This is a genomic window from uncultured Roseobacter sp., assembly GCF_947491795.1.
Taxonomy (GTDB): domain Bacteria; phylum Pseudomonadota; class Alphaproteobacteria; order Rhodobacterales; family Rhodobacteraceae; genus Roseobacter.
This window is the reverse complement of record NZ_CANLKW010000003.1, coordinates 294,560-319,715: the sequence shown is the minus strand read 5'-3', so window position 1 is coordinate 319,715 and position 25,156 is coordinate 294,560. Positions and strand designations below refer to the sequence as shown.

Sequence of the window (25,156 nt, the reverse complement as noted above, 5' to 3'; positions counted from 1 at the left end):
TCTGGGGCACCAGGTGCGGCTCTGCCGTGCGCAACACAGAGGGGTGAGCCATGCTGAACTCTTTGTCCGGAACGGCCACAGTGTGCTGGCCGCGCCGTGTCTTCTCTGACGATACAGTGCCGCTGGCCAGAAAGACGCAGACCGCTGGTGTCCCGCGCGGGCAGGCCGCCACCAGCACGGCGCCGCTGTGATGCGGCGCTCCGGTCACGAGGACAGTTTTGCGCGGGACAATCTGCCGCCCGACAGTCTGTGGCCCGATCTCCTGCTCGACGGCTACGATTACCCCGACCGCCTGAATGCCGCAGTTGAACTGACCGATGCGATGGTCGACCGGGGCTTTGGCGATCACACCGCGCTGATCGGGAACGGGCGTCGCCGGACGTATAAGGAACTGGCAGACTGGACGAACAGGCTGGCCCACGCGCTGGTCGATGATCTGGGGGTGCGTCCCGGCAACCGGGTCCTGATCCGTTCCGCCAATAACCCGGCGATGGTCGCCTGCTGGCTGGCCGCGACCAAGGCGGGTGCTGTGGTGGTCAACACCATGCCGATGCTGCGCGCGGGCGAGCTCAGCGCAATTGTGGACAAGGCCGAGGTCAGCCACGCCCTCTGTGACACCCGCCTGATGGACGAGCTGACAGCCTGTGCGAAAACCAGCGACTGGCTCACCTCTGTTGTCGGATTTGACGGCACCTCGAACCACGATGCCGAACTGGACAGGCTGGCTCTGGAAAAACCGGTGCAGTTCACGGCGGCGGACACAGCGCAGGACGACGTGGCCCTGCTGGGGTTCACCAGCGGGACCACCGGATCGCCCAAGGCGACAATGCATTTCCACCGCGATCTGCTGATCATCGCGGACGGCTACGCGCGCGACGTGCTGGGCGTTGTGCCAGAGGACATCTTTGTGGGCTCTCCGCCGCTGGCTTTTACCTTCGGGCTGGGTGGCCTGGCAATCTTCCCACTGCGGTTTGGTGCTGCTGCGACCCTGCTGGAAACGGCGTCGCCGCCCAACATGATTGAAATCATCGAAAAATACCGCGCTACGGTCTGTTTTACGGCACCCACCGCCTATCGTGCGATGCTGGCGGCGATGGAAGAGGGCGCGGATCTGTCCAGCCTGCGGGCCGCCGTCTCGGCGGGGGAAACGCTGCCCGCTCCGGTCTACGCCGACTGGCAGGAAAAGACCGGCAAGCCCATGCTCGACGGGATCGGTGCCACCGAAATGCTGCACATCTTTGTGTCCAACAGGTTCGACGATCACCGCGCGGCCTGTACCGGCAGGCCGGTCACGGGATATGAGGCACGGATACTGGATGCAGACGGGCATGACGTGCCGCCGGGCACGGTCGGCAGGCTGGCCGTGCGCGGGCCGACAGGTTGCCGCTATCTGGCGGACGACCGCCAGTCGGCCTATGTCACCGATGGCTGGAATATCACCGGAGACAGCTTCAGCATGGACGCCGATGGCTATCTGTACTTCGCCGCGCGTAATGACGACATGATCGTCTCTGCAGGCTACAACATCGCGGGTCCTGAAGTGGAGGCCGCTTTGCTTTCCCACCCGGCCGTGCGCGAATGCGCCGTGGTCGCTCACCCGGATGAGAGCCGGGGCAGCATCGTGCAGGCGCATGTTGTTCTGAACGAGGGTGAGATCGGAAATAAAACTATGATCAGTAAGTTGCAGGATCATGTTAAAGCAAAAATTGCACCCTATAAATACCCACGTGATGTGCGCTTCACCGACACGCTGCCAAAAACGGCGACTGGAAAGATCCAGCGTTTTGCTCTGCGGACTGGATCATGAGTGAGGATCCCGCCGCAGGCGCCCGGATGGATTTCTCGCAGGATATGTCCTACGGCGACTACTTGCGTCTGGGGTCTGTTCTGGACGCCCAGCATCCGATGTCAGAGGCACATGACGAGATGCTCTTCATTGTGCAGCACCAGACCTCTGAGCTGTGGATGCGTCTGGCGATACATGAGTTGCAGGCCGCCCGAACCTCGCTTGAGAACGGAGAATTACGTCCTGCTTTCAAGATGTTGTCGCGTGTCGCCCGGATCTTTGAACAGCTGAACAACGCCTGGGACGTGTTGCGGACGATGACCCCCAGCGAATATACGGCTTTCAGGCCATCGCTGGGCAAATCCTCTGGTTTTCAATCCCATCAGTACCGGCTGATAGAGTTTCTGCTGGGCAACCGCAACCTCAGACTGATGGAGTTGCACCGGCACAATCCGCCCGCCCTGGCAGCCCTCGAAGCAGAGATTGCACGTCCCAGCCTTTATCAGGTGGCACTCTCCCTTCTGTCCGACAGGCTTGGCGAGGACGACCTATCAGGTGCCCCGGGGACCGCACCGCGTACGGCGGATGACGCTGTTCAAAACCAGTGGAAACAGGTTTATGAAGACCCCGCAACCCATTGGGAAATATATGAACTTGCGGAAAAGCTTGTGGACCTGGAGGACTACTTCCGACGCTGGCGCTTTAATCATGTCACGACGGTGGAACGGGTGATTGGGTTTAAGCGCGGTACAGGTGGCACCTCCGGCGTCGGATATCTGCGCCGGATGCTCGAAGTGGAATTGTTCCCGGAGTTATGGAACGTGAGAGGAGCCCTGTAGGTGGCTGACGTTACAAGAAAAAACATGTTTCATATCCCGGATGGCGTGATCTATCTGGACGGCAATTCCCTTGGGCCTTTGCCAAAGTCTGTACCAGAGGCGCTTGGGTCGGTCTTGCAGGATGAATGGGGCAATCTGCTGATCAAAGGCTGGAATGCCGCTGGCTGGATGGAGCAACCGACACGCGTGGGCGATACCGTGGGGCGTCTGATCGGTGCCGCACCGGGGTCTGTTGTGATGGGCGATACGCTCTCAATCAAAGTCTATCAGGCGGTGGCCGCCGCGTTAAAGATGCGTCCGGGCCGCAAGGTTATTCTGTCGGACACAGGCAATTTCCCCACAGATCTCTACATGGTGGAGGGGCTGATCCGGACGCTTGACCAGGGGTATGAGCTGCGCACCGTGGCCCCCGGCGATGTGACGGCAGCCATCGATATGGATGTTGCAGCCGTCATGCTGACCGAAGTGGATTACCGCACGGGCCGCATGCACGACATGGGTGCCGTTACCCGCGCCGCGCACGACAAGGGTGCGGTGATGATCTGGGACCTGGCGCATTCTGCCGGTGCGATCCCGGTCGATCTGACCGCTGGCGGGGCCGAAATGGCCGTGGGCTGCACCTACAAATATCTCAACGGCGGGCCTGGTGCGCCGGCCTTTATCTATGTGCGTCCCGATCTGGCAGACACAATTGATCCGGCCCTCAGTGGCTGGCTGGGGCATGAGCAACCCTTTGAATTCAAATTGAATTACCAGCCCGGTGCCGGAATTGAGCGGATGCGGGTGGGCACGCCGCCGGTTTTGCAAATGGCTGCTCTGGAGTTTGCAATGAAGGCCTGGGAAGGGGTGGACATGCAGGACGTGCGCAACGCCTCCATCGCCCTGCAGGAACAGTTTATTGCCGGTGTTGAGAGGGCTGTCCCGCAGCTTGAACTGGTCAGCCCGCGCAATCCGGCGCGGCGCGGCAGCCAGGTTTCTTTCCGCTTTGAGCAGGGCTATGCCGCGATGCAGGCGCTGATCCACATGGATGTTATCGGTGATTTCCGCGCGCCGGACATCATGCGCTTTGGCTTTACACCGCTTTATCTTGATGCGGCAGATGTTGAAATTGCGGTGGAACGGATCGCGCGTGTTATGCATGATCGCCTCTGGGATGACCCGAAATTCAAAACACGCAACAGGGTTACCTGATGCGCAACACAAAGGTGCACAGGCACCTTCAATAACGGGCCGGAACGGCCCCGGAAAAGGGAGATAACGGGATGAAATTCAAATCACTTATGCTGGCGGCAGGTCTGGCCGCAGCAGGCAGCCTCGCCCTGGCCGATGGTCATGCAGGCAAGGTCAAGGTTGGCATGATCACGACGCTGTCCGGTGGCGGCGCAGGCCTGGGCATTGATGTTCGCGATGGTTTTATGCTGGCCGCAAAGATGGCCGGCAATGACAACCTCGAGGTCGTGATCGAGGATGACCAGCGCAAACCGGAGATTGCCGTGCAACTGGCCGACAAGATGATCCAGTCCGAAAAGGTCGACGTTATGACCGGTATTATCTGGTCGAACCTGGCGATGGCGGTGGTCCCGGCGGCCACGGCGCAGGGCAAATTCTACCTCTCGCCCAATGCGGGCCCGTCGGCACTGGCGGGCAAAGGCTGTCATCCGCTCTATTTCAACGTGGCCTGGCAGAATGACAATCTGCACGAGGCAGCCGGCGCTTATGCCAATGACGCAGGCTACAAAAACACCTTTATTCTGGCGCCCAACTATCCCGCGGGGCAGGACGCGCTGACCGGGTACAAACGCATGTATGGCGGCGCGCTGGCCGGTGAGATCTACACCAAACTGGGTCAGACCGACTATGCCGCCGAGATTGCGCAGATCCGTGCCTCGGGTGCTGACTCTGTGTTTTTCTTTCTGCCCGGCGGTATGGGGATTTCGTTCCTCAAACAATATGCAGGCTCGGGCGTGGACCTGCCGGTTGTCGGCCCCGCCTTCAGCTTTGACCAGGGCATTCTCCAGGCCGTGGGCGAGGCGGCACTGGGTGTGAAAAACACCAGCCAGTGGAACAAGGACATCGACAACGCGGCCAACAAGGCCTTTGTCGAGGCCTTTCAGGCGGAATACGGACGCCTGCCGTCGCTCTATGCCAGCCAGGGCTATGACACCGCAAACCTGCTGCTGAGCGCGATGGCCAAAGCCGACGTCAGCGACGCTGATGCATTCCGCGCAGCCCTTGCCGCTGCCGAATTTGACTCGGTGCGCGGAGATTTCGCCTTTGGCTCAAACCAGCACCCGGTCCAGGATTTCTACGTGCGCGAGGTGATCAAAGAGGGTGACGTTTTCACCAACAAGATCATCGGTGCCAGCCTGACCGATCACGGCGACGCCTACGCCGCTGACTGCAGCTACTGATGCGACCACCGTCCGCGGCTCCGGTCGCGGACGGCCCTTTCCACCCATCGTTCTGAAAAACCCGCGCCAGCGGGCCGGAGACCCCATATCCGATGTCTGTCATTCTGCTTATTGAACAGGTGCTCAACGGTCTGCAGTCCGGCGTGATGCTGTTCCTGATGGCCGCGGGCCTGACGCTGATTTTCGGGGTCATGGGGCTGATCAATCTGGCGCATGGGTCGCTCTATATGGTCGGCGCCTTTGCGGCAGCGGCGGTGGCGGGGGCGACAGGGTCTTTCGTGCTGGCGCTGATTGCCAGTCTGGTGGCCGCTGCGGCCGCAGGGGCCGTGGTCGAACTCACGGTGATCCGTCGTCTTTACGACAGGGACCATCTGGATCAGGTTTTAGCCACTTTTGCATTAATTTTGATATTTTCGGAAGGAACCCGCTGGCTTTTCGGGTCATTTCCGTTGTTTTTAGACATCCCCGATGCGCTGGCAGGCCCGGTGATGCTGCCCGGTGGCATCCAGTATCCGCTCTACCGTCTGGTGATTATCGGCGTCGGTCTGCTGGTCGCTATCGGCCTCTTTCAGCTCATCGCGCGCACGCGCATCGGCATCCGCATCCGCGCCGGTGAAAGCGACCGCGAGATGATCGCGGCGCTGGGTGTCGACATCTCGAAACTCTACACCATCGTCTTTGCGCTGGGGGCGGCGCTCGCGGGCCTGGCCGGTGCGCTGGTCGGTGCGATCCAGTCGGTGCAGGTCGGTATGGGAGAGCCGGTTCTGATCCTTGCCTTTGTGGTGATCGTGATCGGCGGTATCGGCTCGATCAAAGGCGCGCTGGTGGGCGCGCTGCTGGTTGGTCTGACGGATACGCTGGGCGGGGTACTGCTCCCTGGGTTTTTCGCCACCTTTATGGAGGCATCCGCCGCAACAGCGCTCGGCTCCTCGCTCGCGTCGATGTCGATCTACATTCTGATGGCCGGGGTGCTGATTTTCCGCCCCACCGGCCTTTACGGGAGCCGCTGATATGTCGCGTGCGGGTCTGATCAATCTGGCGCTCTTTGCCATGCTGCCCCTGACCGCCGGTGCGGCCCTGATGCTGGACGAGCCCTTTATCATCACGCTGGCCACCAAAGTTGCCATTCTGGCGCTGGCGGGCGTGGGCCTCAACATCGCGCTGGGTCTGGGCGGGCTGGTCAGTCTCGGCCATGCGGCGTTTTTCGGGATCGGCGGCTACGCTATGGGCATTCTGGCCTCTCATGCGCAGAGCTTTACTCCGCTGATGCAGGCCCCCTTTCTGATCGAGGGCACCAAATCCATGCCGGTGATCTGGCTCGTCGCCGTGATCGCGGGGGCTCTGGCGGCTCTCGCCATCGGCGCGCTGTCGCTGCGCACCACAGGTGTCTATTTCATCATGATCACGCTCGCCTTCGGGCAGATGCTCTATTATTTCGCCATCAGCTGGCCCGCTTACGGCGGCGAAGACGGGCTGTCGATCTGGGTGCGCAACGGGTTCCCGGGGCTGAACACGCTCGATCCCATCCAGTTTTTTGCGATCGCCTTTGTGCTTCTGGCACTGGCGCTCTGGGGAGCAGGACGGCTGGCGGCCTCGCCCTTTGGTCTCGCCCTTCAGGCCGCGCGCCAAAACGCCGAGCGGGTCGAGACAGTGGGTCTGTCGCCCTATCGCCTCCGTCTGGTTGCCTTTGTGATCTCGGGCGCGGTGACAGCACTGGCGGGCGCGCTGTTTGCGGACCTAAACCGTTTTGTCAGCCCCACGATGCTCAGCTGGCAGATGTCGGGCGAGATCATGATTTTCATCATTCTGGGCGGGGTCGGACGGCTCTACGGGCCGGTTGCAGGGGCCGCGCTTTTTATTCTGCTCGAACATGTGCTGGGCGGGCTCAGTGATTTCTGGCACGTGTACCTGGGTCTGCTGTTGCTGCTGGTCGTGCTCTTTGCCCGCGGCGGGCTGATCGGGGCGCTCGCCGGACGGGAGGTCGCACATGACTGAACCGCTGCTGCGCACCGAGAACCTGCAAAAGTCCTTTGGCGCACTCCGGGCCACGGATGATGTCTCGCTCGATCTGCGCCCTGGTGAAATCCACGCACTGATCGGGCCAAACGGTGCCGGGAAATCCACGCTGATCAAACAGATCGCGGGCGGGCTGGCCCCGGATGCAGGCCGCGTCGTTTTTGACGGCCAGGATGTGACCGCACTCAGCACCGTGGCCCGCGCGCGCGCCGGTCTGGGCCGCACCTTTCAGATCTCTGCGCTGGCGATGGAATACACCGTCTTGCAGAACGCCATGCTGGGCGCGCTGGGGCAGGCGGGCTCGGTCTGGCGGTTCTTCCGGCCCGTGATGGGGGACAGTGCGCTGCGTCTGCGGGCCGAACAGGCATTAGAACGCGTCGGCCTTGAAACGCTCGTCACACAGCGCACCGCCGAACTCAGCCACGGCCAGCGCCGCCTGCTGGAGGTTGCCGTGGCCCTGACCCTGCGCCCGCGTGCTTTTCTGATGGACGAGCCGATGGCGGGGCTGGGCACCGATGGCTCACAGACGCTCACCGCCTTTCTGGATGATCTGCGCCGCGAAGCGCCGATCCTGCTGGTCGAGCATGACATGGACGCGGTCTTTGCCCTGGCGGACCGGATTTCGGTGCTGGTGTATGGCCGGATCATCGCGACCGGTACGGCTGCGGAAATCCGCGCCAACAAAGAGGTGCGCGAGGCCTATCTGGGCGAGGAGGCCGGGGTATGAGCCTGCTGGAACTCAAAGGCATCACAGCCTCCTACGGCCCGGCACAGGCGCTGTTCGGGGTTGATCTGACGCTGGAGCCCGGGGCGGTCTGTGCGCTGATGGGGCGCAACGGCATGGGCAAATCCTCGACCATCAGGGTGATCTGCCGCCTGCTGAAACACTCCGGCGGTTCGGTTTCTTTTGACGGGCGCGATATCGCCGCACTGCCGCCGCACAGGGCGGCCCGTCTGGGCCTGGGGCTGGTGCCCGAGGGGCGGCGCTGTTTTCCCAATCTGACGGTGCGCGAAAACCTGATTGCCGCTGCCCGGGCGGGTGACTGGGATCTTGACCGTGTGGCAGAGCTGTTCCCGCGCCTTGGCGAACGCGCGGGCCAGATGGCGGTGTCGCTCTCGGGGGGCGAACAGCAGATGCTGGCCATCGGGCGCGCGCTCATGACCAACCCGCGCCTGCTCATTCTGGACGAGGCGACAGAGGGCCTGGCCCCCGTGGTGCGCCAGGAAATTCAGGCCGCAATCCGGCGGCTGAAATCGGAAACCGGAATGGCGATCCTGCTGGTGGACAAATCCCTGTCCGAACTGCGTCAGGTCGCCGACAGCGCGGTTATTCTGGAACGGGGCACCACCGTCTGGGCGGGCCCGATGTCCGGGATCACGCCTGAAATCGCCGATCAGTATCTGGGTGTCTGAGCGCCCGAAACCGCAATAAAGGGAGCCCGCAATGGCCCATAAAATCATACACCCCGACGGCTGGAAGCCCGCCAAAGGCTATGCCAACGGTGTCCTCAGCGACAGTGGCACCCTTTATGTGGGCGGGCAGATCGGCTGGACCGCACAGCAGGTTTTTGAGGTGCATGATTTTATCGGCCAGATGCGCCAGGCCCTCAGCAACATCCGCGCGGTGGTCGAAGCCGCGGGCGGCGCACCCGGCGATATCACCCGTCTGACCTGGTATGTGACGGACAAAAAAGAATATCTCGCAGCCCAGGCCGAGGTCGGCGCGGCCTACCGCGAGGTGATGGGCCGCCATTTCCCGGCGATGACAATGGTTGTCGTGGCCGGCCTGATCGAAGACGAGGCCCGGGTCGAGATCGAGGCCACCGCCGAAATCCCACAGAACTGAGCCCGTTGGGCAGGGTCAGCCGTGCACGGTCTGCATCACCTGGGTGACACAGAAAACCGCCGCGGCCAGGCTCACAATCGTCGGGCCGGTGGGTGTGTCCAGCGCAAAGGACAGCATCAGCCCGCCCAGAGCCGAGCCTGCACCAATGGCCATCGCCGCCACGGCCATCGCTTCGGGCGTGCGTGCCAGCGGGCGGGCCGCTGCCGCCGGAATGATCAGCAGGGCGGCAATCAGCAGTGCGCCGACCACTTTGATGGCGACGGCCACCGTTACCGCCAGCGCCAGTGTCAGCACCAGATGTTCGCGCCGCGGGTTCAGCCCGGCGGCCTGTGCCAGATCAGGGCTGAGCGTGGCCGACAGCAGCGCCGACCACCGCCAGGCAATCAGCGCAGAGGCCAGCACAGCACCCGTCCAGATCACAACCAGATCACCGGACGATACGGCCAGAATATCGCCCACCAGATAGCCCATCAGGTCCACGCGCACCGTCGGCACAAACGAAACCGCCACCAGTCCCAGCGCCAGGGCTGCATGGGCAAAGACACCCAGCAGCGCATCGCTGCCCACGCCGCGCCCGGTCAGCACGGTCAGCGCCAGCGCCATGGCCAGCGCAATCACCAGCACGCCGCCAAAGACCGGTACATCCAGCGCCAGCGCCAGCGCCACGCCCAGGATCGCCGCATGGCTGGTGGCATCGCCGAAATAGGCCATGCGCCGCCAGACCACGAAACAGCCCAGCGGGGCAGCGGCCAGCGCAACACCCAGGCCCGCCAGGGCGGCCCGCACCATGAAATCATCCAGCATTACTCTGCCGCCTCATTTCCGTGATGACCGTGGTCGTGGCCATGATCATCCTCGCAGGCCGGTCCGTGGCTGTGGCTGTGCTCATGCCGGTAAAGCGCCAGCGCGCCGCGGGTGCCCGTCCCAAAGAGCGCGCGGTATTCCGGCGCACTGGCGACAATCTCGGGCGTGCCCTCGCAACAGATATGCCCGTTCACACAAAGCACCCGGTCAGAGGCGGCCATCACCACATGCAGATCATGGCTGACCATCAGCACCGCACAACCGGTCTGCTGGCGGACGTTTTCAATCTGCTGGTAAAAGGCGGCTGATCCGGGCTGGTCCAGGCCCTGGGTCGGCTCATCCAGCACCAGCAGGTCGGGCGCGTCCAGCAGCGCGCGCGCCAGCAGCACCCGCTGAAACTGCCCGCCGGACAGATCGCGCATCTGCCGGTTGCCCAGCCCCGGCACGCCTGCCTCCGCCAGCACGGCTTCGGCACGCCGGGCAGAGATCCGCCGGGGCAGTCCCAGAAACCGCGCTACGGTCAGCGGCAGGGTGGAATCAATGGCAAGTGTCTGGGGCACATAGCCGATTTTCAGACCGCTCATGCGGGTGATCTGCCCCTTTGCGGGTTTCAGCGCCCCGATGCAGGCGCGGATCAGGCTGGATTTGCCCGACCCGTTGGGCCCGACGATCGTCACGATCTCGCCGCGCATCACCGACAGGTTCACATCGCGCATCACCAGCTGACCGCCATAGCCCAGGCTCAGCCCCCGTGTCTCCAGCAGCGCGCTCATGCCGCCGGGTCCTGCTGGCAGTCGGGGCAGAGGCCCTGGGCTTCGACTACTGTGCGCTCGATCTGAAAACCGGCGGCCCTTGCCGCATCGCCCAGCCGTCCTGATGCGGGCGCGGTGCTGGCCTCGGCCACCGCCCTGCAGCCCCGGCAGATCAGAAAGGCGGGCGCGTGGTCGGCACCGGAATGGGTGCACGCCACATAGGCGTTCAGTGCTTCGATCTTATGCGCCAGCCCCGCATTCACCAGAAAATCCAGCGCACGGTAGGCCACAGGCGGCTGCGAGCCCAGGCCTTCGGCGGCCAGCTGCGCCAGCAGATCATAGGCCCCCAGCGCGCGGTGCTCATCGAGCAGGATTTCCAGCGTCCGGCGGCGCACCGGCGTCAGGTTCAGACCCTTGTCGCGACACCGCGTTTCGGCACGTTCCAGCATGTCGGACATGCAGGTTGCGTGGTCGTGGCAGCTGAAACCTCTGGGGGACATGCCGTCTCCGGTTCTTTCGGGGTTGATATGTTATAACATGCCTGATACCCGGTCATCGTCTGATCTTCAAGGGGGTACTATGCGTCAGCTGTCCGGTCTTTTCGCCTGTTTCGTTCTTCTGGCCGCTGCGGCCCGCGCGGAAGCGCCCCGTGTGGCAACCGACATCGGGCCGGTGCACAGCCTTGTGTCGCAGGTGATGCAGGGCGCGGGCGAACCCGACCTGCTCATCCCGCCCGGCGCCTCGCCCCATGCCTATGCCATGCGCCCGTCCGAGGCACGCGCCCTGTCGCGCGCGGATGTGGTCTTCTGGATCGGGCCGTCTCTGACCCCCTGGCTTGCGGGGCCGGTGGAAACGCTGGCCGCGTCAGCGCGCCATGTGACGCTGACGGAAACCGACGGTGTCACGCTGCTTGCGTTCCGCGAGGGCGCTGATTTTTCCGGCCATGATCACGCGGTTCACGACAAGGCGGAGGATCACGGCCATGATGATGAGCACGGCCATGACGGGCACGATGACCACGACGACCACGCAGGTGAAGAGGGGCATCACGACGACCACGACGACCACGCAGGCGAAGAGGGCCATCACGACGACCACGACGAACACGCAGGCGAAGAGCGCCATCACGACGCGCATGATGAACACGCCGCGGAAAAGGGCCATGACGACCACACGGGCCATGCGGATGACAAGGATCACGCGGGCCATGACGGTCACGACCATGACGGCGCCGACCCGCACCTCTGGCTCGATCCCGAAAACGCGCAGGTCTGGCTGGCCATGATCGCAGACGTCCTGGCCGAAATTGACCCGGAAAATGCCGATCTCTACCAGCGCAATGCCGAAACGGCCGCAGCCTCCGTCGCCGCGCAACAGGCGGTGATCCGCGCGCAGATGGCGCCGCTGCACGACCAGCCCTTTGTGGTCTTTCACGACGCCTATCACTATTTCGAGGCGCGCTTTGACGTCTCTGCGGTGGCTGCCATCACCCTGGCCGACGCCGGTGCCGCCAGCGCGGGCAGACTGTCAGAAGTGCGCGCCGCCGTGGGCCGCGCCGGGGCCGCCTGCGCGCTCAACGATCCCTCCTCCGGCGAGGGGCTCATCGACGCGGTCGCCTCCGAAGACGGGTTGCGGATTGTGACCGCCGATCCGGTCGGCGCCGGTCTGATCCCCGGTCCCGGCTTTTATGGCGCACTGCTCCAGCAGATCGCCGACGCGCTGACGGAATGTCTCGGGGGGGCGTGACCGGGTTGCGGGAAATTTCCGACTTTCGCTGCGGATGCACCGATGGCGGCTTTGCCCCGGTATCTGAAAATCCGCCTGTTCTTGTTCAGACATCGTCCGGTAGCATTGGCAAGTCTGTAGAACCCGGATCAATACCCGCACCCGTGAGCATCGCATGAACCTGCCCGCGATGGTGTGTAGCGTGATTGAACATATGGACGAGACTGTAACCGAAATTTGTTTCTGCAGGCGTGTCACCCCTCATCCATCTGACTTCTCGTCTTATGTTGGCATCGGTCAGGCTATCGCACCATAACCTGATTTCCTTGTCCAACGCCTCTCGCTGGCGCTTGTAGTCAGACCAGTCGCGCGGGGCATCGGTATAAGGATGGCGTACGCCAATCTCATGAACGGCAGCACTGTCGCCCCGCTGACGGGCAAGCCAGACCCGATGGTCCCAAAGCACGTGGTTGAGTGTTTCAGCAATTGACCCAAAGAATGCGCCCCGGTTCTTCCACCGGTCTTCGTCCGTCATCTTTTCTGCCGCCGCGATGAGTGACCGGTTCTGCCATCTGTCATACCGCGCCATTGTCCGCGCATAGGTCGTATCAATCATAGTAGTTTACTCCTTGGCACACATCAAAAGGGAACCCAGGTTCAGCTACCTCTTTGCAGCCATCGGAAGGATCAAACCCCATCTGGTTTCCCGGGTTGGTCCCAAGGGTTTGAAACCCACCTTCCCATAAACCGCAATCGCTCTTTTGTTTTCCGGGTGTGGATCGGTTGCGATGACCGGTGCGCCACCTTCGAATAGTTGGTCCATGCGCTGTTTGATGAATGCCGATCCGTGCCCGCAGCCCACCATGGCTGGATCTCCGATGAATTGATCAATACCGCGCGATCCTTGGGGCAGATGAGCGAAATGATGGTCGTCCCACCCGTGCACTGTGTAGTCTTGCATGAACGCGAAAGCATGGTCAGCGAATGAGACTATCCAACGTGCCACCCGAGGATCTGCCAGATATCCGGAATCATATGGCTCGTCAGAATCCCACCATTTGCGCACATGTGGAGCCGACTGCCATGTTGCCAGTAAGGCAAGATCATCCAAGGACGCTCGCTGAAATGTGTAGGTGGATTTGCTGGTCATGCGATCAAACTAGCAACTTTGGCGGCATGACGTCATCGCAAAAGCGGACCCAGGTGCGTTGCATAGCATCAGTAATTTCGGCCTCAAACCGCCCCCTCACAGCCTCACCACCAAAAAACCCCGCCTCATCACTGAAGCGGGGTTTCGCATTTCTCACGACCCTCCGGTCAGACGGCGATTTTGCCGCCGCCCTGTTTCGTGACCACAACAACCGACGGCCGGGGCGGCATCGCCGGGTCAAAGTCGGGCCAGCGGGTTGCCGGGTCCTCAAAGGTCGAATTGCGCTCGAACCCTTTGAAATCCTTGGTGCCATCTGTGCCCGGGTGCTGTACGGCCAGGAACAGCGTCTCGCCGCTGTCGTGGAAGTACGGACCACAAAGCTCGCCGCCCACAGGGCAGCGGAAGAAGAGCTTCGAGGTGCCGCGCAGCTCGCCGCTGGTCTCCAGCGCATAAAGCCCGTCGGACTTGCCCGTCTTGCCCCAGCCGGAGCCCTGGTCGGTCGAAATCCACAGCCGGCCCTCGGCGTCGATGGCGGCATTGTCGGGCGAGCCGAACCAGCCGTTTTCCGAGGTTTCCGGGTTCCACTGGGCGCCCACTTCGGCAATTGCCGGATCGCCGCATTTCACCAGGATCGACCATGTGCCTTTAGGCGATGCATGATCTCCACCGTCCTCTTTGATCTCGATGATATGACCAAAGGAGCTTTCAGCCCGTGGGTTGGCCGCGTTGACCTGATCGGGTTTGCGCCGGGTGTTGTTGGTCAGCATCAGATAGGCCGTGCCATCGGGGCCGGGCTGCGCGTCTTCGGGGCGGTCCATCGGGGTTGCCCCCAGCAGATCCGCGGCGACGCGCGTGTCGATCATCACATCCGCCTGGCTGTCAAACCCGTTCTCCGCTGTCAGCGGGCCCTCACCATGCACCAGCGGCATCCATTCGACCGTGCCGTCGGCGTCAAAGCGCGCTACATAAAGCGTGCCGTCCGAGAGCAGCGAACTGCCAAAGCCCGCGTCATCCGTCACCGTGCCGTTGGAGACATATTTGTACTGATAGTCAAAACGGTTGTCGTCGCCCGAATAGACTACCAGCCTGCCGCTCGACGAAATGGTCGTCTCCGCGCCCTCGTGGCGGAACCGTCCCAGCGCTGTGTGTTTGATCGGTGCGGCATCAGGGTTGCGCGGGTCCACCTCGACGATCCAGCCCCAGCGGTTGGGCTCATTGGGCTCTTTGTCGATGTTCCAGCGGTCGTGGTACTGACCCCAGGCATACCAGCGGCCCGGCACGCCATAGCGCTTCATGCTCGCCGCTTCCGGCTGTTCCGAGATGTCCGGCTTGCCCTCTGCGTCCACCTTGTCGGTCCAGAAATAGCCGTGGAAGTTCTCTTCGGCCATCAGGTAGGTGCCCCAGGGCGTCATGCCGCCCGCGCAGTTGTTCACCGTGCCGATAACGGTCATGCCTTCGGGGTCGGCGTTGGTTTTCATGCGGGCATGACCGGCGGCGGGGCCACTGATGGTCATTTCCGTGCTGTGCGGAGTGATGCGGCGGTTGTACTGGCTGTCACGCACCAGCGCCCATTTGCCATCGTCTCCCTGTGCGATCTCGACGACGCTGCCCCCGTGGGCGGCCATCTCGATGTCGACCAGCTCTCTGGTCATCCCTTCAAAGTCGGCCCGGTCCTGACGGCCAAGGCCGGGGAACATCACTTCCTCGTTGGTGTATTCGTGGTTTACACAGAGCAGGCCGCGCGTGCCTTCGTCATTCAGGGCGGTAAAACCCACATAGTCGTTGTTATACCCGAACTGCTTCAGCTGTGCCTCGGCGGTCTGGTTCATCACGTCGAATTCGGGTGCATCTGCGGTGATCGGATCGCCCCAGCGCAGCAGGATGTCGGCGTTGTAGCCTTCCGCGATATGGTGCTCTTCGTCATTGCCCCAGGTCAGTTCCTCAAAGTTGTATCGGCCACCCGCGGCGGCAGAGGCCTGCTTTGGCGCGATCATCGCAGAGGTCCCGAACAGAGCGGTTGTGGCGCTGACGCCCAGGATGCCCTTCATCACGTCGCGGCGGCCATAGCGGGCGTTGATCACATCCCCGATGGTGCGGCCCAGATTGGGGTTTGTCGGAATGTCGTCAAAGGCCTCAAAGGCTTCCGCCTTGTTGCCGTGTTCGGGGTCGTTGATAATACTCTTGCGATCCATTTCTGGCTCCCTTGCTGGAAATAGTTGGTTGTCGCGCATCCTTGCGCGCCCCTGCGCAGCGCAGGTCCGGTGTCTTTCTGACCGCTTCTTGTGACGGCGCTGTGACAGTCCGGCACCGGCCAGCTTAATCGGGAAACTTCGCGCAATGCAAGAATTTCAGATCATCTGCTCAATCAGGGCGGGGATGTGTTTGCTAAAGGGAAAGAACCCGCGCGTGGCCAGCGGCCAGGCCGCCCTGTCCGTGGGGCGCATGATCTGAACCAGTGCCGGGGCGTCTTTCTGCGCGCTTATCCCGGCCAGCGTTCCGGCCACCGGTCCCACCGGGGCGTATGGCGCGATGATCTGCTCCAGGTTCTCGCGCGCCGCCCAGTCCAGCAGGGCCTCGGTGCTCTCTGCCTCTGCCGGCGGACCGCCCATCCGGTCCTGCCAGCGCGCGGCCGCGTCGCGCAGCGCGGCACGCCGGAACGCCGCCACATGGGGCGCGCTCTGCAGCGGGCCCAGCCGGGTCTGCGGTATCAGCAGTGCTGCAGCCTGCGGCCTGATGCTGTCGGGTCCGTCCAGCATGAAACCGGGGCTCAGATCGTCCTCATGCAGCACGAAACCGGTGCGCAGACCGGGCCGCGGGGCGGCGGGCGCGGGCAACAGGCCCGCCGCCGGCGGGGCAGGGGCCTCGATGGCCCGTGCCACGCCCGCCAGCTGCCATTTGGGGTGAAACCGCCCTTCGGTGTATTTGGAAATGTTTGATGTGCGCGCCAGATAGGTCTTGCCCGGCGTCTGTATCCCCGCCACCCAGCGCCAGCCCAGCGTGTTGGACGCGGGATCGCCGTCCAGCAGATGGCGCAGAAAGAAATCCGCGCCCAGCTCCCAGGGCAGCTCCAGCGTAAAGATCCAGATGGACGCAAACCACATGCGCGCGTGGTTGTGCAGCCAGCCCGTCTCTGCCAGTTCCCTGGCCCAGAAATCAAAACAACTGATGCCGGTTTCGCCCCGGCAGGCCGCCTCCCAGCGGGCGCGCAGCCCGGCCTGGGTCTGCACCGCGTCCCAGTGTGCGCCCACTGCGGCCTGGTACTGGTTCCAGACACCGGGCCGCAGCTCCAGCCAGCCTTTCCAGTAGGTGCGCCAGAACACCTCCTGCACGAACTTTTCCGCCGCCGCGTGGCTGTGCCGGCCCAGCACCGCGCGCACCACTTCTTCTTCGGTGATCAGACGACAGCGAAGCCAGGGCGACAGCATGGAGACACCCGCCGGTGCGCCGGGCCCGGTGTCATAATTGCGCCGCGCGGCATAGTCGCGCCCGGCATGGGGCAGAAATTGCTGCAGGCGTTCCAGCGCTGCGGTCCGGTCGGGGATAAAGAGATCAGAGACTGTCATACCGCGCTACCTGGCGCGCGCGCCGGCCTGTTCAACGCGGGCGGGAAAACTTCCCCGCCGCCCCCTTGCAGCCCCCCTGTGGCGATACTAAGGTTTCGTAAATGGTCCTGCGGGTATGGTCTCGGAGGATAACAGCAGACAGGCACCCCTCATGAACGATCCAGTTGAAACATATATGAACCTTGTCCCTATGGTGGTGGAGCAGACCAGCCGGGGCGAACGGGCCTATGACATCTTCTCGCGCCTGCTCAAGGAGCGGATTATTTTTCTCAACGGCCCGGTGCATGACGGCATGTCATCGCTCATCGTGGCCCAGCTGCTGCACCTGGAGGCCGAGAACCCCTCCAAGGAAATATCCATGTATATCAACAGCCCGGGCGGTGTCGTGACCTCCGGACTGTCGATCTATGACACCATGCAGTACATCAAACCCAAGGTTTCGACACTGGTGATCGGCCAGGCCGCCTCCATGGGCTCGCTGCTGCTGACCGCCGGTGAAAAAGACATGCGGTTCTCGCTGCCCAACAGCCGGGTGATGGTGCACCAGCCCTCCGGCGGCTACCAGGGCCAGGCAACAGACATCATGATTCACGCCGCCGAAACCCAGAAACTCAAGGACCGGCTCAACGAAATTTATGTCCGCCACACCGGCCAGACCCTGAAAAAAGTCGAGGCCGCGCTGGAGCGTGACAACTTTATGTCCCCCGAGGAAGCAAAGGAATTCGGCCTGATTGACGAGATCGTCGAGAGCCGTTCCAAAGAGGATGACGACAGCTGATAAGGTCCGGCAGGCGCACAGTGAGTTTACCAATTAGCGATTGTGGACCTGCCGGTGCTGGCTTAAGCTGGCATAAAGGGTGAGGAGTTTCCGTTTCCGGACGGGGGCAACTGATAACACGTAAGACCTGAAAGGGTTGTCATGGCAACGAATTCAAGCGGCGACAGCAAGAATACGCTTTACTGCAGCTTCTGCGGCAAGAGCCAGCACGAGGTGCGCAAGCTGATCGCCGGACCCACAGTGTTCATCTGCGACGAATGTGTCGAGTTGTGCATGGATATCATCCGCGAAGAGACCAAAGCTTCCGGGCTCAAGTCCACAGACGGTGTGCCCACACCCAAAGACATCTGCGAGGTGCTCGACGACTACGTGATCGGCCAGGCCATGGCCAAACGCGTGCTCTCGGTTGCCGTGCACAACCACTACAAACGCCTCAACCACGCCCAGAAGGGCGGCGATATCGAACTTGCGAAATCCAACATCCTGCTGATCGGCCCCACCGGCTGCGGCAAGACGCTGCTGGCCCAGACGCTGGCGCGCATCCTTGATGTGCCCTTCACGATGGCCGATGCCACCACGCTCACCGAAGCCGGCTATGTGGGCGAGGATGTCGAGAACATCATCCTCAAACTGCTGCAGGCCTCTGAATACAACGTCGAGCGGGCGCAGCGCGGCATCGTCTATATCGACGAGGTCGACAAGATCACGCGCAAATCCGAAAACCCCTCGATCACCCGCGACGTCTCGGGCGAGGGTGTGCAGCAGGCGCTGCTGAAACTGATGGAAGGCACCGTGGCAAGCGTGCCGCCGCAGGGCGGGCGCAAGCACCCCCAGCAGGAATTCCTGCAGGTGGACACCACGAACATCCTGTTCATCTGTGGTGGCGCCTTTGCCGGTCTGGACAAGATCATCGCCGCGCGCGGCAAGGGCTCGGCCATGGGCTTTGGTGCCGATGTGCGGGACAATGACGAACGGGGCGTGGGAGAGATCTTTACAGATCTCGAGCCCGAGGATCTGCTGAAGTTTGGTCTGATCCCGGAATTCGTCGGCCGTCTGCCGGTTCTGGCAACGCTCGAGGATCTGGACGAGGACGCGCTCGTGACCATCCTGACACAGCCGAAAAATGCTCTGGTCAAACAGTACCAGCGTCTTTTTGAGCTGGAGGACACCCAGCTGAGCTTTACCGATGACGCGCTGTCGGCCATTGCCAAACGCGCCATCGAGCGCAAGACGGGTGCACGGGGCCTGCGGTCTATCCTCGAGGATATTCTGCTCGACACCATGTTTGAGCTGCCCGGACTGGATTCAGTGACCGAGGTCGTCGTGAACGAAGAGGCTGTGAACTCTGACGCGGCACCGCTGATGATCCACGCAGACGCGGAAAAGGAACCGGCCAGCGCAGGCTGAACCGGCCCCCGGACGATCCACCAGATTATTGCAAAAGGCAGGTCCCGGACCTGCCTTTTTGCGTTTCCGGCACCGCCCGGAGACGTTAAAAAGGGGCAAATCATGCGCGCGCCGCGCACCGACGTAATACCGACGTGAAACCGACGCTTTACCGACGTGCCACCGACGGCTCGCACAGACAGACAAAAGCGAGGGCAACATGAGCATCACACGTATCCATTCCGGCGGCGCATTCGAGAGTAAAATCGGCTATTGCCGCGTGGTGATCGCGGGCGGCTGGGTGCATGTGGCGGGCACCGTGGGCGAGGGCGACACAGTGGCAGAGCAGTGCCGCGCGGCCCTGGACACCATCAGCAAAGCACTGGCCGAAGCGGGGTGTGGTTTCGGCGATGTGGTCCGCGTCACCTATATGCTGCCCGACCGTGCCGAGTTTGAACCCTGCTGGCCTGTTTTGCGCGAAGCCTTCGGTGCCGAGCCCCCCGCAGCAACGATGATCGAATGCGGTCTGATTGATCCGAAATTCCGTATCGAGATCGAGGTGACTGCTCTGTTGCCCGGCGCGGGCTGATCCGGGCAGAAAGCCGCAGGTCTGCCCCCGCATCACGCTGGACCTTTGCCCTGTGATCGGCCATATGTGGGGGAACAGTGCGACCGGAGACAAACCCATGGGCATACTGAACACCTTGCTGCGCGCCGTGACCTGGTGGAACGGCCAGACGCTGAACACACAGCTCTGGACGTCCCGTCATGGCATCCGCGTCGGAGAGGACAGCCAGGGCAATATTTTCTATGAAAACAAGGACAAATCGCGCCGCTGGGTGATCTATAACGGCGAGGCCGAGGCCAGCCGTGTTGACCCGGACTGGCACGGCTGGCTGCATCACACCTGGGATGCACCGCCCACGGACAAGCCGCTGGCGCATAAATCCTGGGAAAAACCGCATCAGGAAAATCTGACAGGCACGGCTCTCGCCTACGCGCCTCAGGGATCGATCCGCAAGGGTGATCCCGCGCCGCGCAGCGATTACGAGGCCTGGACGCCGGAGTAAGCATCACATGGCTGAGAATACGACCGAAGTACTGACAGGGGCTGCCGTACTGGCCGCCGCCGTTGCCTTTGTGGTTTATGCAGGCCAGGTCTCCGGGTTTTCCGGCGGTTCTGCCGGCTACCCGCTGGAAGCCAGTTTCCGCAGCATGGAAGGCGTCAGCGTCGGCTCCGAGGTGCGTCTGGCCGGGGTCCGTGTGGGTTCTGTCACCGAGGTCACGCTGAACCCCGAGACATACCGTGCAGACACGACAGTGCTGGTACAGCAGGGGATCGAAATCCCCGATGACAGCGCGATCGTGATCTCCTCCGAAGGCCTTCTGGGCGGCAATTTTGTGGAAATCGTGCCAGGTGGCTCCCCGTTTTATTACGAGCCGGGCGACACCATCGAAGACACTCAGGGTGCCGTCAGTCTGATCAGCCTGTTGCTCAAGTTTGTGGGCGGCCAGTCCGAATGAAAACGGCGGCGGTCTGTGCTGCAGTGCTGCTGGGGACGGCTGTCTCCGCCCAGCAGGCCGCGACCGATGCGCCGGGCGTGATTTTGCGCGGCCTCGATAAGATCAACGGCCTTGTCTACGACATCGATCTGCCGGTCGGTGAAACGGCCACATTCGGGGCCCTGCAGATTTCACTCAGCGCCTGCCGCTATCCTGTGGGCAACCCGGCGGGCGACGCATTTGCAGCCCTGCGCATCCGCGATACCAACCGGGACGCAGAGGTGTTTTCCGGCTGGATGATCGCCTCGACCCCCGCACTTTCTGCAATGGATCATGCACGTTACGACATCTGGGTCATGCGCTGCACAACCTCCTGAAGGCTGCGAACCGGTGCTGCGTGAAAGTCGGCGTTGTGCTCGATTGCCGTGCGCAACAGCGCGCGGTACTGCTTGCGCGAAATCTCCTGTGCGCCCAGCGAGGCCAGATGCGCCGTGAGAAACTGTGTGTCAAAGAGCCGGTATCCGCCGTCGCGCAAACGGTCGATCAGACAGGCCAGTGCAATTTTTGACGCATTCGTGCGCCGCGAGAACATGCTCTCGCCAAAGAAAGCGGCCCCCAGTGTCACGCCATAAACACCGCCCACCAGCGCGCCATCATCGCGGATTTCGAGCGAGTGCGCCTGGTCCCGTTCCCGCAAAGCCAGATAGAGATCGCGGATCGTCTCATTGATCCAGGTATCCGGCCGGTCGGCGCAGGCGTCTACCACGGCCTCAAAACCCTCATTGATGGTAACCGTGAAGCCGGACTTTCGCATGTCGCGGCGCAGCGAACGCGATATGTGAAACCCATCCAGCGGCAGAATGCCCCGGCGGCGCGGATCGACCCAGAAAACCTCATCGTCGTGACGGTGCTCGGCCATCGGAAAGATGCCCGATGCATACCCCTGCATGAGAAGTTCAGGCGTCAGCTGCATCGCAGCCCCGCGTCAGCCGCCGCCGAGATTGGTCTCGAGCCAATGCTCCAGCCAGTGAATATTGTACCCGCCTGACAACACCGCTTCTTCTTCGAGCAGCGCATGAAAGAGCGGCACGGTGGTGTCCACGCCATCCACAATCAGCTCTCCCAGCGCGCGTTTCAGCCGCGCCAGCGCTTCCGGGCGGTCACGACCGTGCACAATCAGCTTGCCAATGAGGCTGTCGTAGTAGGGCGGGATCGAGTAGCCGTCATAGAGCGCGGAATCCATCCGCACGCCCAGGCCACCCGGCGCATGATACTGCGTGATCCGACCCGGGCAGGGCGCAAAGTTGGGCAGCTTTTCCGCGTTGATCCGAACCTCAATGGCATGGCCATTGATTTTCAGGTCCTCCTGCACAAAGGACATATCCATCCCGGATGCCACGCGGATCTGTTCCCGCACCAGATCGACACCGAAAATGGCCTCGGTCACGGGGTGTTCCACCTGCAGACGCGTGTTCATCTCGATGAAATAGAACTCGCCGTTCTCGTACAGGAATTCGATCGTGCCAGCGCCGATATAGTTGATGCGCGCTACCGCTTCGGCACAGGTTTTGCCGATGGCCGCGCGTTCCTCGGGCGAGATTGCGGGGCCTGGCGCCTCTTCAAAGACTTTCTGGTGGCGGCGTTGCAGCGAGCAGTCACGCTCCCCCAGATGCACCGCACGGCCCTTGCCGTCGCCGAACACCTGAATTTCGATGTGCCGGGGCGTGGTCAGATATTTCTCGATGTAGACTTCGTCATTGCCAAAGTTGGATTTGCCTTCGGCGCGCGCTGTCATGAACGCTTTTTCCATGCCTGCTGCATTCTGGGCAACCTTCATGCCGCGTCCGCCGCCGCCCGCTGTGGCTTTGATGATTACCGGATAGCCGATCTCTTCGCCGATGCGCTTTGCGTCCTCAAGCGTAGCAACCCCTCCTTCAGAGCCGGGCACACAGGGCACCCCGAGCTTTTTCATGGTGTCTTTGGCGGTGATCTTATCGCCCATGATGCGGATGTGCTCCGCCGTCGGGCCGATGAATGTCAGGTCGTGGTCTTCAACCACCTGAACAAACTGGGCATTTTCGGACAAAAACCCATAGCCGGGGTGAATGGCTTCTGCTCCGGTGATCTCGCAGGCAGAGATGATCGCGGGCACCGACAGATAGCTCTGCGTGCCCGCCGGCGGGCCAATACAGACGGATTCGTCGGCCATCCGCACATGCATCGCATCGCTGTCCGCAGTGGAATGCACGGCAACAGTTGCCACGCCCATCTCGCGCGCCGCCCGGACAACGCGCAGCGCAATTTCGCCGCGGTTGGCAATCAGGATTTTACTGAACATGGGCGCACCCTCCTATTCGAGGATGACCAGAGGTGTGCCGAATTCAACAGCGGCACCATCCTCGACGACAATGCGCCGGATCGTGCCGGAACGCGGCGCCGGGATGTGGTTCATTGTTTTCATCGCCTCGACAATCAGCAGTGTGTCGCCCTCGGCCACTTTTGCACCGACACTGATAAAGGGGTCCGAACCCGGTTCGGCCTGCATGTAGACGGTGCCGACCATCGGCGATGTCACCGCGCCTGGCAGGTCTGCCGGGTCGTCTGCTTCTGCCGTCGCTGCTGCTGCTGCCGGCGCTGCGGCGGCCGGGGCAGGTGCTGCCGCCTGTGCCACCGGTGCGGCCTGAACCGCGACCTGCTGGATGTGGCGGCTGACCCGCACATTCAGGCTGTCATCGGTGCCATAGTCCCGTTTGACCTGAAGCTCGGTCAGATCGTTTTCCCGCAGCAATTCCGCCAGGGCCTGGATAAAGGCCACGTCCGCGTCATGATTCTTCTTTGTCATGTAAGTCCTCAACCATTGGGCGGGCCTTGTCTGTCCCGGCCCCTTTCTGCCTGCCTGTTATAGGCCAAGGGTTACGCCATGGAAACCCGCCTCTTGCACCGGTCCGTACCGCCCGTATCCTTGCCGAAAAACGGGGGGAACAGATGAACCTTGCAAACTGGCTGGCCCAAACCGCGGCACTGACGCCCGACAGACCGGCTCTTTTTGCCGGCGAGACCTGTGTGGCTGACTACCAGACCTTTTTCCAGCGTGCGCTGGCTGTTGCGGGATGGCTGAAAGCGCAGGGCGTGCAGCCCGGTGACCGCGTTGCCCTGTTCATGAGCAACAGCCCCGATTTTCTGATCATCTTTTATGGCGTCTGGTGTGCCGGTGCGGTGGTTGTGCCAATCAATTCCAAGCTGCACGGCAAGGAAGCAGCATTCATTATCTCTGATGCCGGTGCTGCCGTCACCTTTGGCTCCGGTGCTCTGGCAGAGGCTTTGATCCAGGCAGGTGTGTCTGGCAGGGTCATCGATACGGAAAAGGATGCTTTTGAGGCTGTAACAGCGCACCGGCCTCTCATGGCGGTTGCGGACCGCGCCGCATCTGATCTGGCCTGGCTCTTTTACACATCCGGCACCACAGGCAGGCCCAAGGGCGTGATGATCACCTTCCGCATGCTCTTTGCCATGAGCCTGTGTTACGCGCTGGATGTCGATCCTGTCCTGCCGGGCGACGCTGTGCTGTATGCCGCGCCGATGAGCCATGGCGCAGGGCTTTACAACATGATGCATGTGCGCGTCGGGGCGCGGCATGTCTGTCCGTTGTCAGGCGGTTTTGACCCCGCTGAGATTTTTTCGCTGAGCGCGCATTTCGGCAGTGTTCAGATGTTTGCCGCGCCGACAATGGTGCAGCGGATGACCCGCCATGCCCGTGCACATGGTCTGTCCGGAGAGGGGCTGCGCACGGTCGTTTATGCAGGTGGGCCGATGTACAACGCCGATATTATCGAGGCCACAGAGACATTTGGCCCGGTTTTTGTCCAGATTTACGGACAGGGGGAGTGCCCGATGGGCATCACGGCCCTGTCGCGTCACGATGTGGCGGACCGCACGCACCCTGACCGGGCTGCGCGGCTGCAGTCGGTCGGTCGCGCCCAGGCCGCAGTTGAGGTCAGGATCGGGGACCAGCAGGGTATGCCGGTTGCACCGGGCTCACATGGAGAAATCATGGTGCGCGGGGATACGGTTATGCCCGGATACTGGCAGAACGCAAAGGCAACGGCGGACACGCTGCGCAATGGCTGGCTGATGACGGGCGACATGGGGTTTATAGACGACGCGGGCTATGTCACCATGCGTGACCGGTCCCGCGATATGATCATTACCGGCGGATCAAATGTCTATCCCCGGGAGGTGGAAGAGGTTCTGCAGACGGACCCGGGCGTTGAAGAGGTTTCCGTTGTCGGGCGGCCGCATGCGGAGTGGGGCGAGGAAGTGGTGGCTTTCGTGGTCGGACATGCAGATCCCGCACAGCTGGATCGCCTTTGCCTGGCTCGTATCGCGCGGTTTAAACGACCCAGGGACTACATCTTTGTTCAGGAGCTGCCCAAGAACAACTACGGCAAGGTTCTCAAGACGGATCTGAGAGCGATTCTCCGGAAAGGGTAAAGGGCGTGAAACGGCACGCACCGGGGCACATCCGATGAAATCGGGCGAAAAGCGGCAGTTTGCAATGCGGACACGTCGCAAACAGACCTATGGCACAGTCTTTTTG

28 protein-coding genes are annotated in these 25,156 nt (G+C 62.2%); 18 read left to right on the top strand and 10 right to left on the bottom strand.

Features of this window, described 5'->3' with window-relative positions; genetic code table 11:
- The first annotated feature begins 50 nt into the window (after positions 1-50).
- From Q1A34_RS13435 to Q1A34_RS13390, 10 genes are all read left to right on the top strand, one after another.
- Positions 51-191: a hypothetical protein gene (locus Q1A34_RS13435; RefSeq protein WP_300034892.1), complete on the top strand. Its 141-nt coding sequence runs from the start codon at positions 51-53 to the stop codon at positions 189-191.
- Positions 188-1,807: an AMP-binding protein gene (locus tag Q1A34_RS13430; RefSeq protein ID WP_300034889.1), complete on the top strand. Its 1,620-nt coding sequence runs from the start codon at positions 188-190 to the stop codon at positions 1,805-1,807. Before Q1A34_RS13435 ends, Q1A34_RS13430 begins: the two co-directional genes overlap by 4 nt.
- Complete coding sequence (locus Q1A34_RS13425) at positions 1,804-2,625, top strand: tryptophan 2,3-dioxygenase family protein (protein ID WP_300034886.1); 822 nt, start codon at positions 1,804-1,806, stop codon at positions 2,623-2,625. The genes Q1A34_RS13430 and Q1A34_RS13425 overlap by 4 nt, the downstream gene beginning before the upstream one ends.
- A gap of 24 nt (positions 2,626-2,649) precedes the next feature.
- Entirely contained in the window at positions 2,650-3,816 is a 1,167-nt protein-coding gene (kynU, locus tag Q1A34_RS13420; protein WP_300036666.1) for a kynureninase, read from the top strand.
- A gap of 71 nt (positions 3,817-3,887) precedes the next feature.
- A complete protein-coding gene (locus tag Q1A34_RS13415) occupies positions 3,888-5,036 on the top strand; it encodes an ABC transporter substrate-binding protein (RefSeq protein WP_300034883.1) in 1,149 nt (382 codons plus the stop codon).
- Between the two features lie 92 nt (positions 5,037-5,128).
- The gene (locus tag Q1A34_RS13410; protein ID WP_300034880.1) at positions 5,129-6,046 is read left to right on the top strand and encodes a branched-chain amino acid ABC transporter permease; all 918 of its coding nucleotides are present in this window, start codon (positions 5,129-5,131) and stop codon (positions 6,044-6,046) included.
- Between the two features lies 1 nt (position 6,047).
- Entirely contained in the window at positions 6,048-7,031 is a 984-nt protein-coding gene (locus tag Q1A34_RS13405) for a branched-chain amino acid ABC transporter permease (RefSeq protein WP_300034877.1), read from the top strand.
- The gene (locus Q1A34_RS13400; protein WP_300034874.1) at positions 7,024-7,779 is read left to right on the top strand and encodes an ABC transporter ATP-binding protein; all 756 of its coding nucleotides are present in this window, start codon (positions 7,024-7,026) and stop codon (positions 7,777-7,779) included. Before Q1A34_RS13405 ends, Q1A34_RS13400 begins: the two co-directional genes overlap by 8 nt.
- Positions 7,776-8,465, top strand: coding sequence for an ABC transporter ATP-binding protein (locus tag Q1A34_RS13395; RefSeq protein WP_300034871.1), 690 nt, complete (start codon positions 7,776-7,778; stop codon positions 8,463-8,465). Before Q1A34_RS13400 ends, Q1A34_RS13395 begins: the two co-directional genes overlap by 4 nt.
- Positions 8,466-8,496: 31 nt before the next feature.
- Positions 8,497-8,898: a RidA family protein gene (locus Q1A34_RS13390; RefSeq protein ID WP_300034869.1), complete on the top strand. Its 402-nt coding sequence runs from the start codon at positions 8,497-8,499 to the stop codon at positions 8,896-8,898.
- A 15-nt stretch (positions 8,899-8,913) separates the two neighbouring features.
- Here the strand turns inward: Q1A34_RS13390 and Q1A34_RS13385 are convergent, their stop codons facing one another.
- From Q1A34_RS13385 to Q1A34_RS13375, 3 genes are read right to left on the bottom strand one after another with little or no spacing between them, the layout of a single operon-like run.
- The gene (locus Q1A34_RS13385) at positions 8,914-9,702 is read right to left on the bottom strand and encodes a metal ABC transporter permease (protein WP_300034866.1); all 789 of its coding nucleotides are present in this window, start codon (positions 9,700-9,702) and stop codon (positions 8,914-8,916) included.
- The gene (locus Q1A34_RS13380; RefSeq protein WP_300034863.1) at positions 9,702-10,475 is read right to left on the bottom strand and encodes a metal ABC transporter ATP-binding protein; all 774 of its coding nucleotides are present in this window, start codon (positions 10,473-10,475) and stop codon (positions 9,702-9,704) included. The genes Q1A34_RS13385 and Q1A34_RS13380 overlap by 1 nt, the downstream gene beginning before the upstream one ends.
- The gene (locus tag Q1A34_RS13375) at positions 10,472-10,954 is read right to left on the bottom strand and encodes a Fur family transcriptional regulator (RefSeq protein WP_300034861.1); all 483 of its coding nucleotides are present in this window, start codon (positions 10,952-10,954) and stop codon (positions 10,472-10,474) included. The genes Q1A34_RS13380 and Q1A34_RS13375 overlap by 4 nt, the downstream gene beginning before the upstream one ends.
- A gap of 79 nt (positions 10,955-11,033) precedes the next feature.
- Here Q1A34_RS13375 and Q1A34_RS13370 point away from each other — a divergent pair, with 79 nt between their 5' ends.
- On the top strand, positions 11,034-12,200 hold the full coding sequence (locus Q1A34_RS13370; protein ID WP_300034859.1) for a zinc ABC transporter substrate-binding protein: 1,167 nt from the start codon (positions 11,034-11,036) through the stop codon (positions 12,198-12,200).
- Between the two features lie 85 nt (positions 12,201-12,285).
- Here the strand turns inward: Q1A34_RS13370 and Q1A34_RS13365 are convergent, their stop codons facing one another.
- The 4 genes from Q1A34_RS13365 to Q1A34_RS13350 form a co-directional block, all read right to left on the bottom strand.
- Positions 12,286-12,795 (bottom strand): DinB family protein, encoded by a 510-nt coding sequence (locus tag Q1A34_RS13365; protein WP_300034857.1) that lies wholly within the window; start codon positions 12,793-12,795, stop codon positions 12,286-12,288.
- 45 nt (positions 12,796-12,840) lie between these two features.
- Positions 12,841-13,329 carry a GNAT family N-acetyltransferase gene (locus Q1A34_RS13360; protein WP_300034854.1) on the bottom strand — a complete coding sequence of 163 codons (489 nt, stop codon included), beginning with the start codon at positions 13,327-13,329 and terminating at the stop codon, positions 12,841-12,843.
- 167 nt (positions 13,330-13,496) lie between these two features.
- On the bottom strand, positions 13,497-15,521 hold the full coding sequence (locus tag Q1A34_RS13355; protein WP_300034851.1) for a PhoX family phosphatase: 2,025 nt from the start codon (positions 15,519-15,521) through the stop codon (positions 13,497-13,499).
- Positions 15,522-15,677: 156 nt separating this feature from the next.
- Positions 15,678-16,892 carry an FAD-binding domain-containing protein gene (locus tag Q1A34_RS13350; protein WP_300034848.1) on the bottom strand — a complete coding sequence of 405 codons (1,215 nt, stop codon included), beginning with the start codon at positions 16,890-16,892 and terminating at the stop codon, positions 15,678-15,680.
- A gap of 151 nt (positions 16,893-17,043) precedes the next feature.
- Between Q1A34_RS13350 and Q1A34_RS13345 the strand changes: the two genes are divergently transcribed.
- The 6 genes from Q1A34_RS13345 to Q1A34_RS13320 all read left to right on the top strand — a co-directional run bounded on the left by Q1A34_RS13345 (position 17,044) and on the right by Q1A34_RS13320 (position 20,936).
- Positions 17,044-17,670 carry an ATP-dependent Clp protease proteolytic subunit gene (locus tag Q1A34_RS13345; RefSeq protein WP_300034846.1) on the top strand — a complete coding sequence of 209 codons (627 nt, stop codon included), beginning with the start codon at positions 17,044-17,046 and terminating at the stop codon, positions 17,668-17,670.
- Positions 17,671-17,811: 141 nt separating this feature from the next.
- A complete protein-coding gene (gene clpX / locus Q1A34_RS13340; RefSeq protein ID WP_300034843.1) occupies positions 17,812-19,077 on the top strand; it encodes an ATP-dependent Clp protease ATP-binding subunit ClpX in 1,266 nt (421 codons plus the stop codon).
- 199 nt (positions 19,078-19,276) lie between these two features.
- Positions 19,277-19,645, top strand: a complete 369-nt coding sequence (locus Q1A34_RS13335; protein ID WP_300034840.1) for a RidA family protein — start codon at positions 19,277-19,279, stop codon at positions 19,643-19,645.
- 97 nt (positions 19,646-19,742) lie between these two features.
- On the top strand, positions 19,743-20,126 hold the full coding sequence (locus Q1A34_RS13330; RefSeq protein ID WP_300034837.1) for an NADH:ubiquinone oxidoreductase subunit NDUFA12: 384 nt from the start codon (positions 19,743-19,745) through the stop codon (positions 20,124-20,126).
- A gap of 7 nt (positions 20,127-20,133) precedes the next feature.
- Positions 20,134-20,580: an outer membrane lipid asymmetry maintenance protein MlaD gene (gene mlaD, locus Q1A34_RS13325; RefSeq protein ID WP_300034834.1), complete on the top strand. Its 447-nt coding sequence runs from the start codon at positions 20,134-20,136 to the stop codon at positions 20,578-20,580.
- Positions 20,577-20,936, top strand: a complete 360-nt coding sequence (locus Q1A34_RS13320; RefSeq protein ID WP_300034831.1) for a DUF2155 domain-containing protein — start codon at positions 20,577-20,579, stop codon at positions 20,934-20,936. Before mlaD ends, Q1A34_RS13320 begins: the two co-directional genes overlap by 4 nt.
- Here Q1A34_RS13320 and aat read toward each other — a convergent pair.
- The 3 genes from aat to accB are packed head-to-tail and all read right to left on the bottom strand — an operon-like array spanning position 20,900 to position 23,401.
- Positions 20,900-21,532, bottom strand: a complete 633-nt coding sequence (gene aat, locus Q1A34_RS13315) for a leucyl/phenylalanyl-tRNA--protein transferase (protein WP_300034828.1) — start codon at positions 21,530-21,532, stop codon at positions 20,900-20,902. The two genes, Q1A34_RS13320 and aat, sit on opposite strands and share 37 nt — an antisense overlap.
- Before the next feature lie 12 nt (positions 21,533-21,544).
- The gene (gene accC, locus Q1A34_RS13310; RefSeq protein WP_300034825.1) at positions 21,545-22,897 is read right to left on the bottom strand and encodes an acetyl-CoA carboxylase biotin carboxylase subunit; all 1,353 of its coding nucleotides are present in this window, start codon (positions 22,895-22,897) and stop codon (positions 21,545-21,547) included.
- 12 nt (positions 22,898-22,909) lie between these two features.
- Positions 22,910-23,401 carry an acetyl-CoA carboxylase biotin carboxyl carrier protein gene (gene accB / locus Q1A34_RS13305; protein ID WP_300034822.1) on the bottom strand — a complete coding sequence of 164 codons (492 nt, stop codon included), beginning with the start codon at positions 23,399-23,401 and terminating at the stop codon, positions 22,910-22,912.
- Positions 23,402-23,544: 143 nt separating this feature from the next.
- Here accB and Q1A34_RS13300 point away from each other — a divergent pair, with 143 nt between their 5' ends.
- Positions 23,545-25,050 carry an AMP-binding protein gene (locus Q1A34_RS13300; RefSeq protein ID WP_300034819.1) on the top strand — a complete coding sequence of 502 codons (1,506 nt, stop codon included), beginning with the start codon at positions 23,545-23,547 and terminating at the stop codon, positions 25,048-25,050.
- The last annotated feature ends 106 nt before the right edge of the window (positions 25,051-25,156 follow it).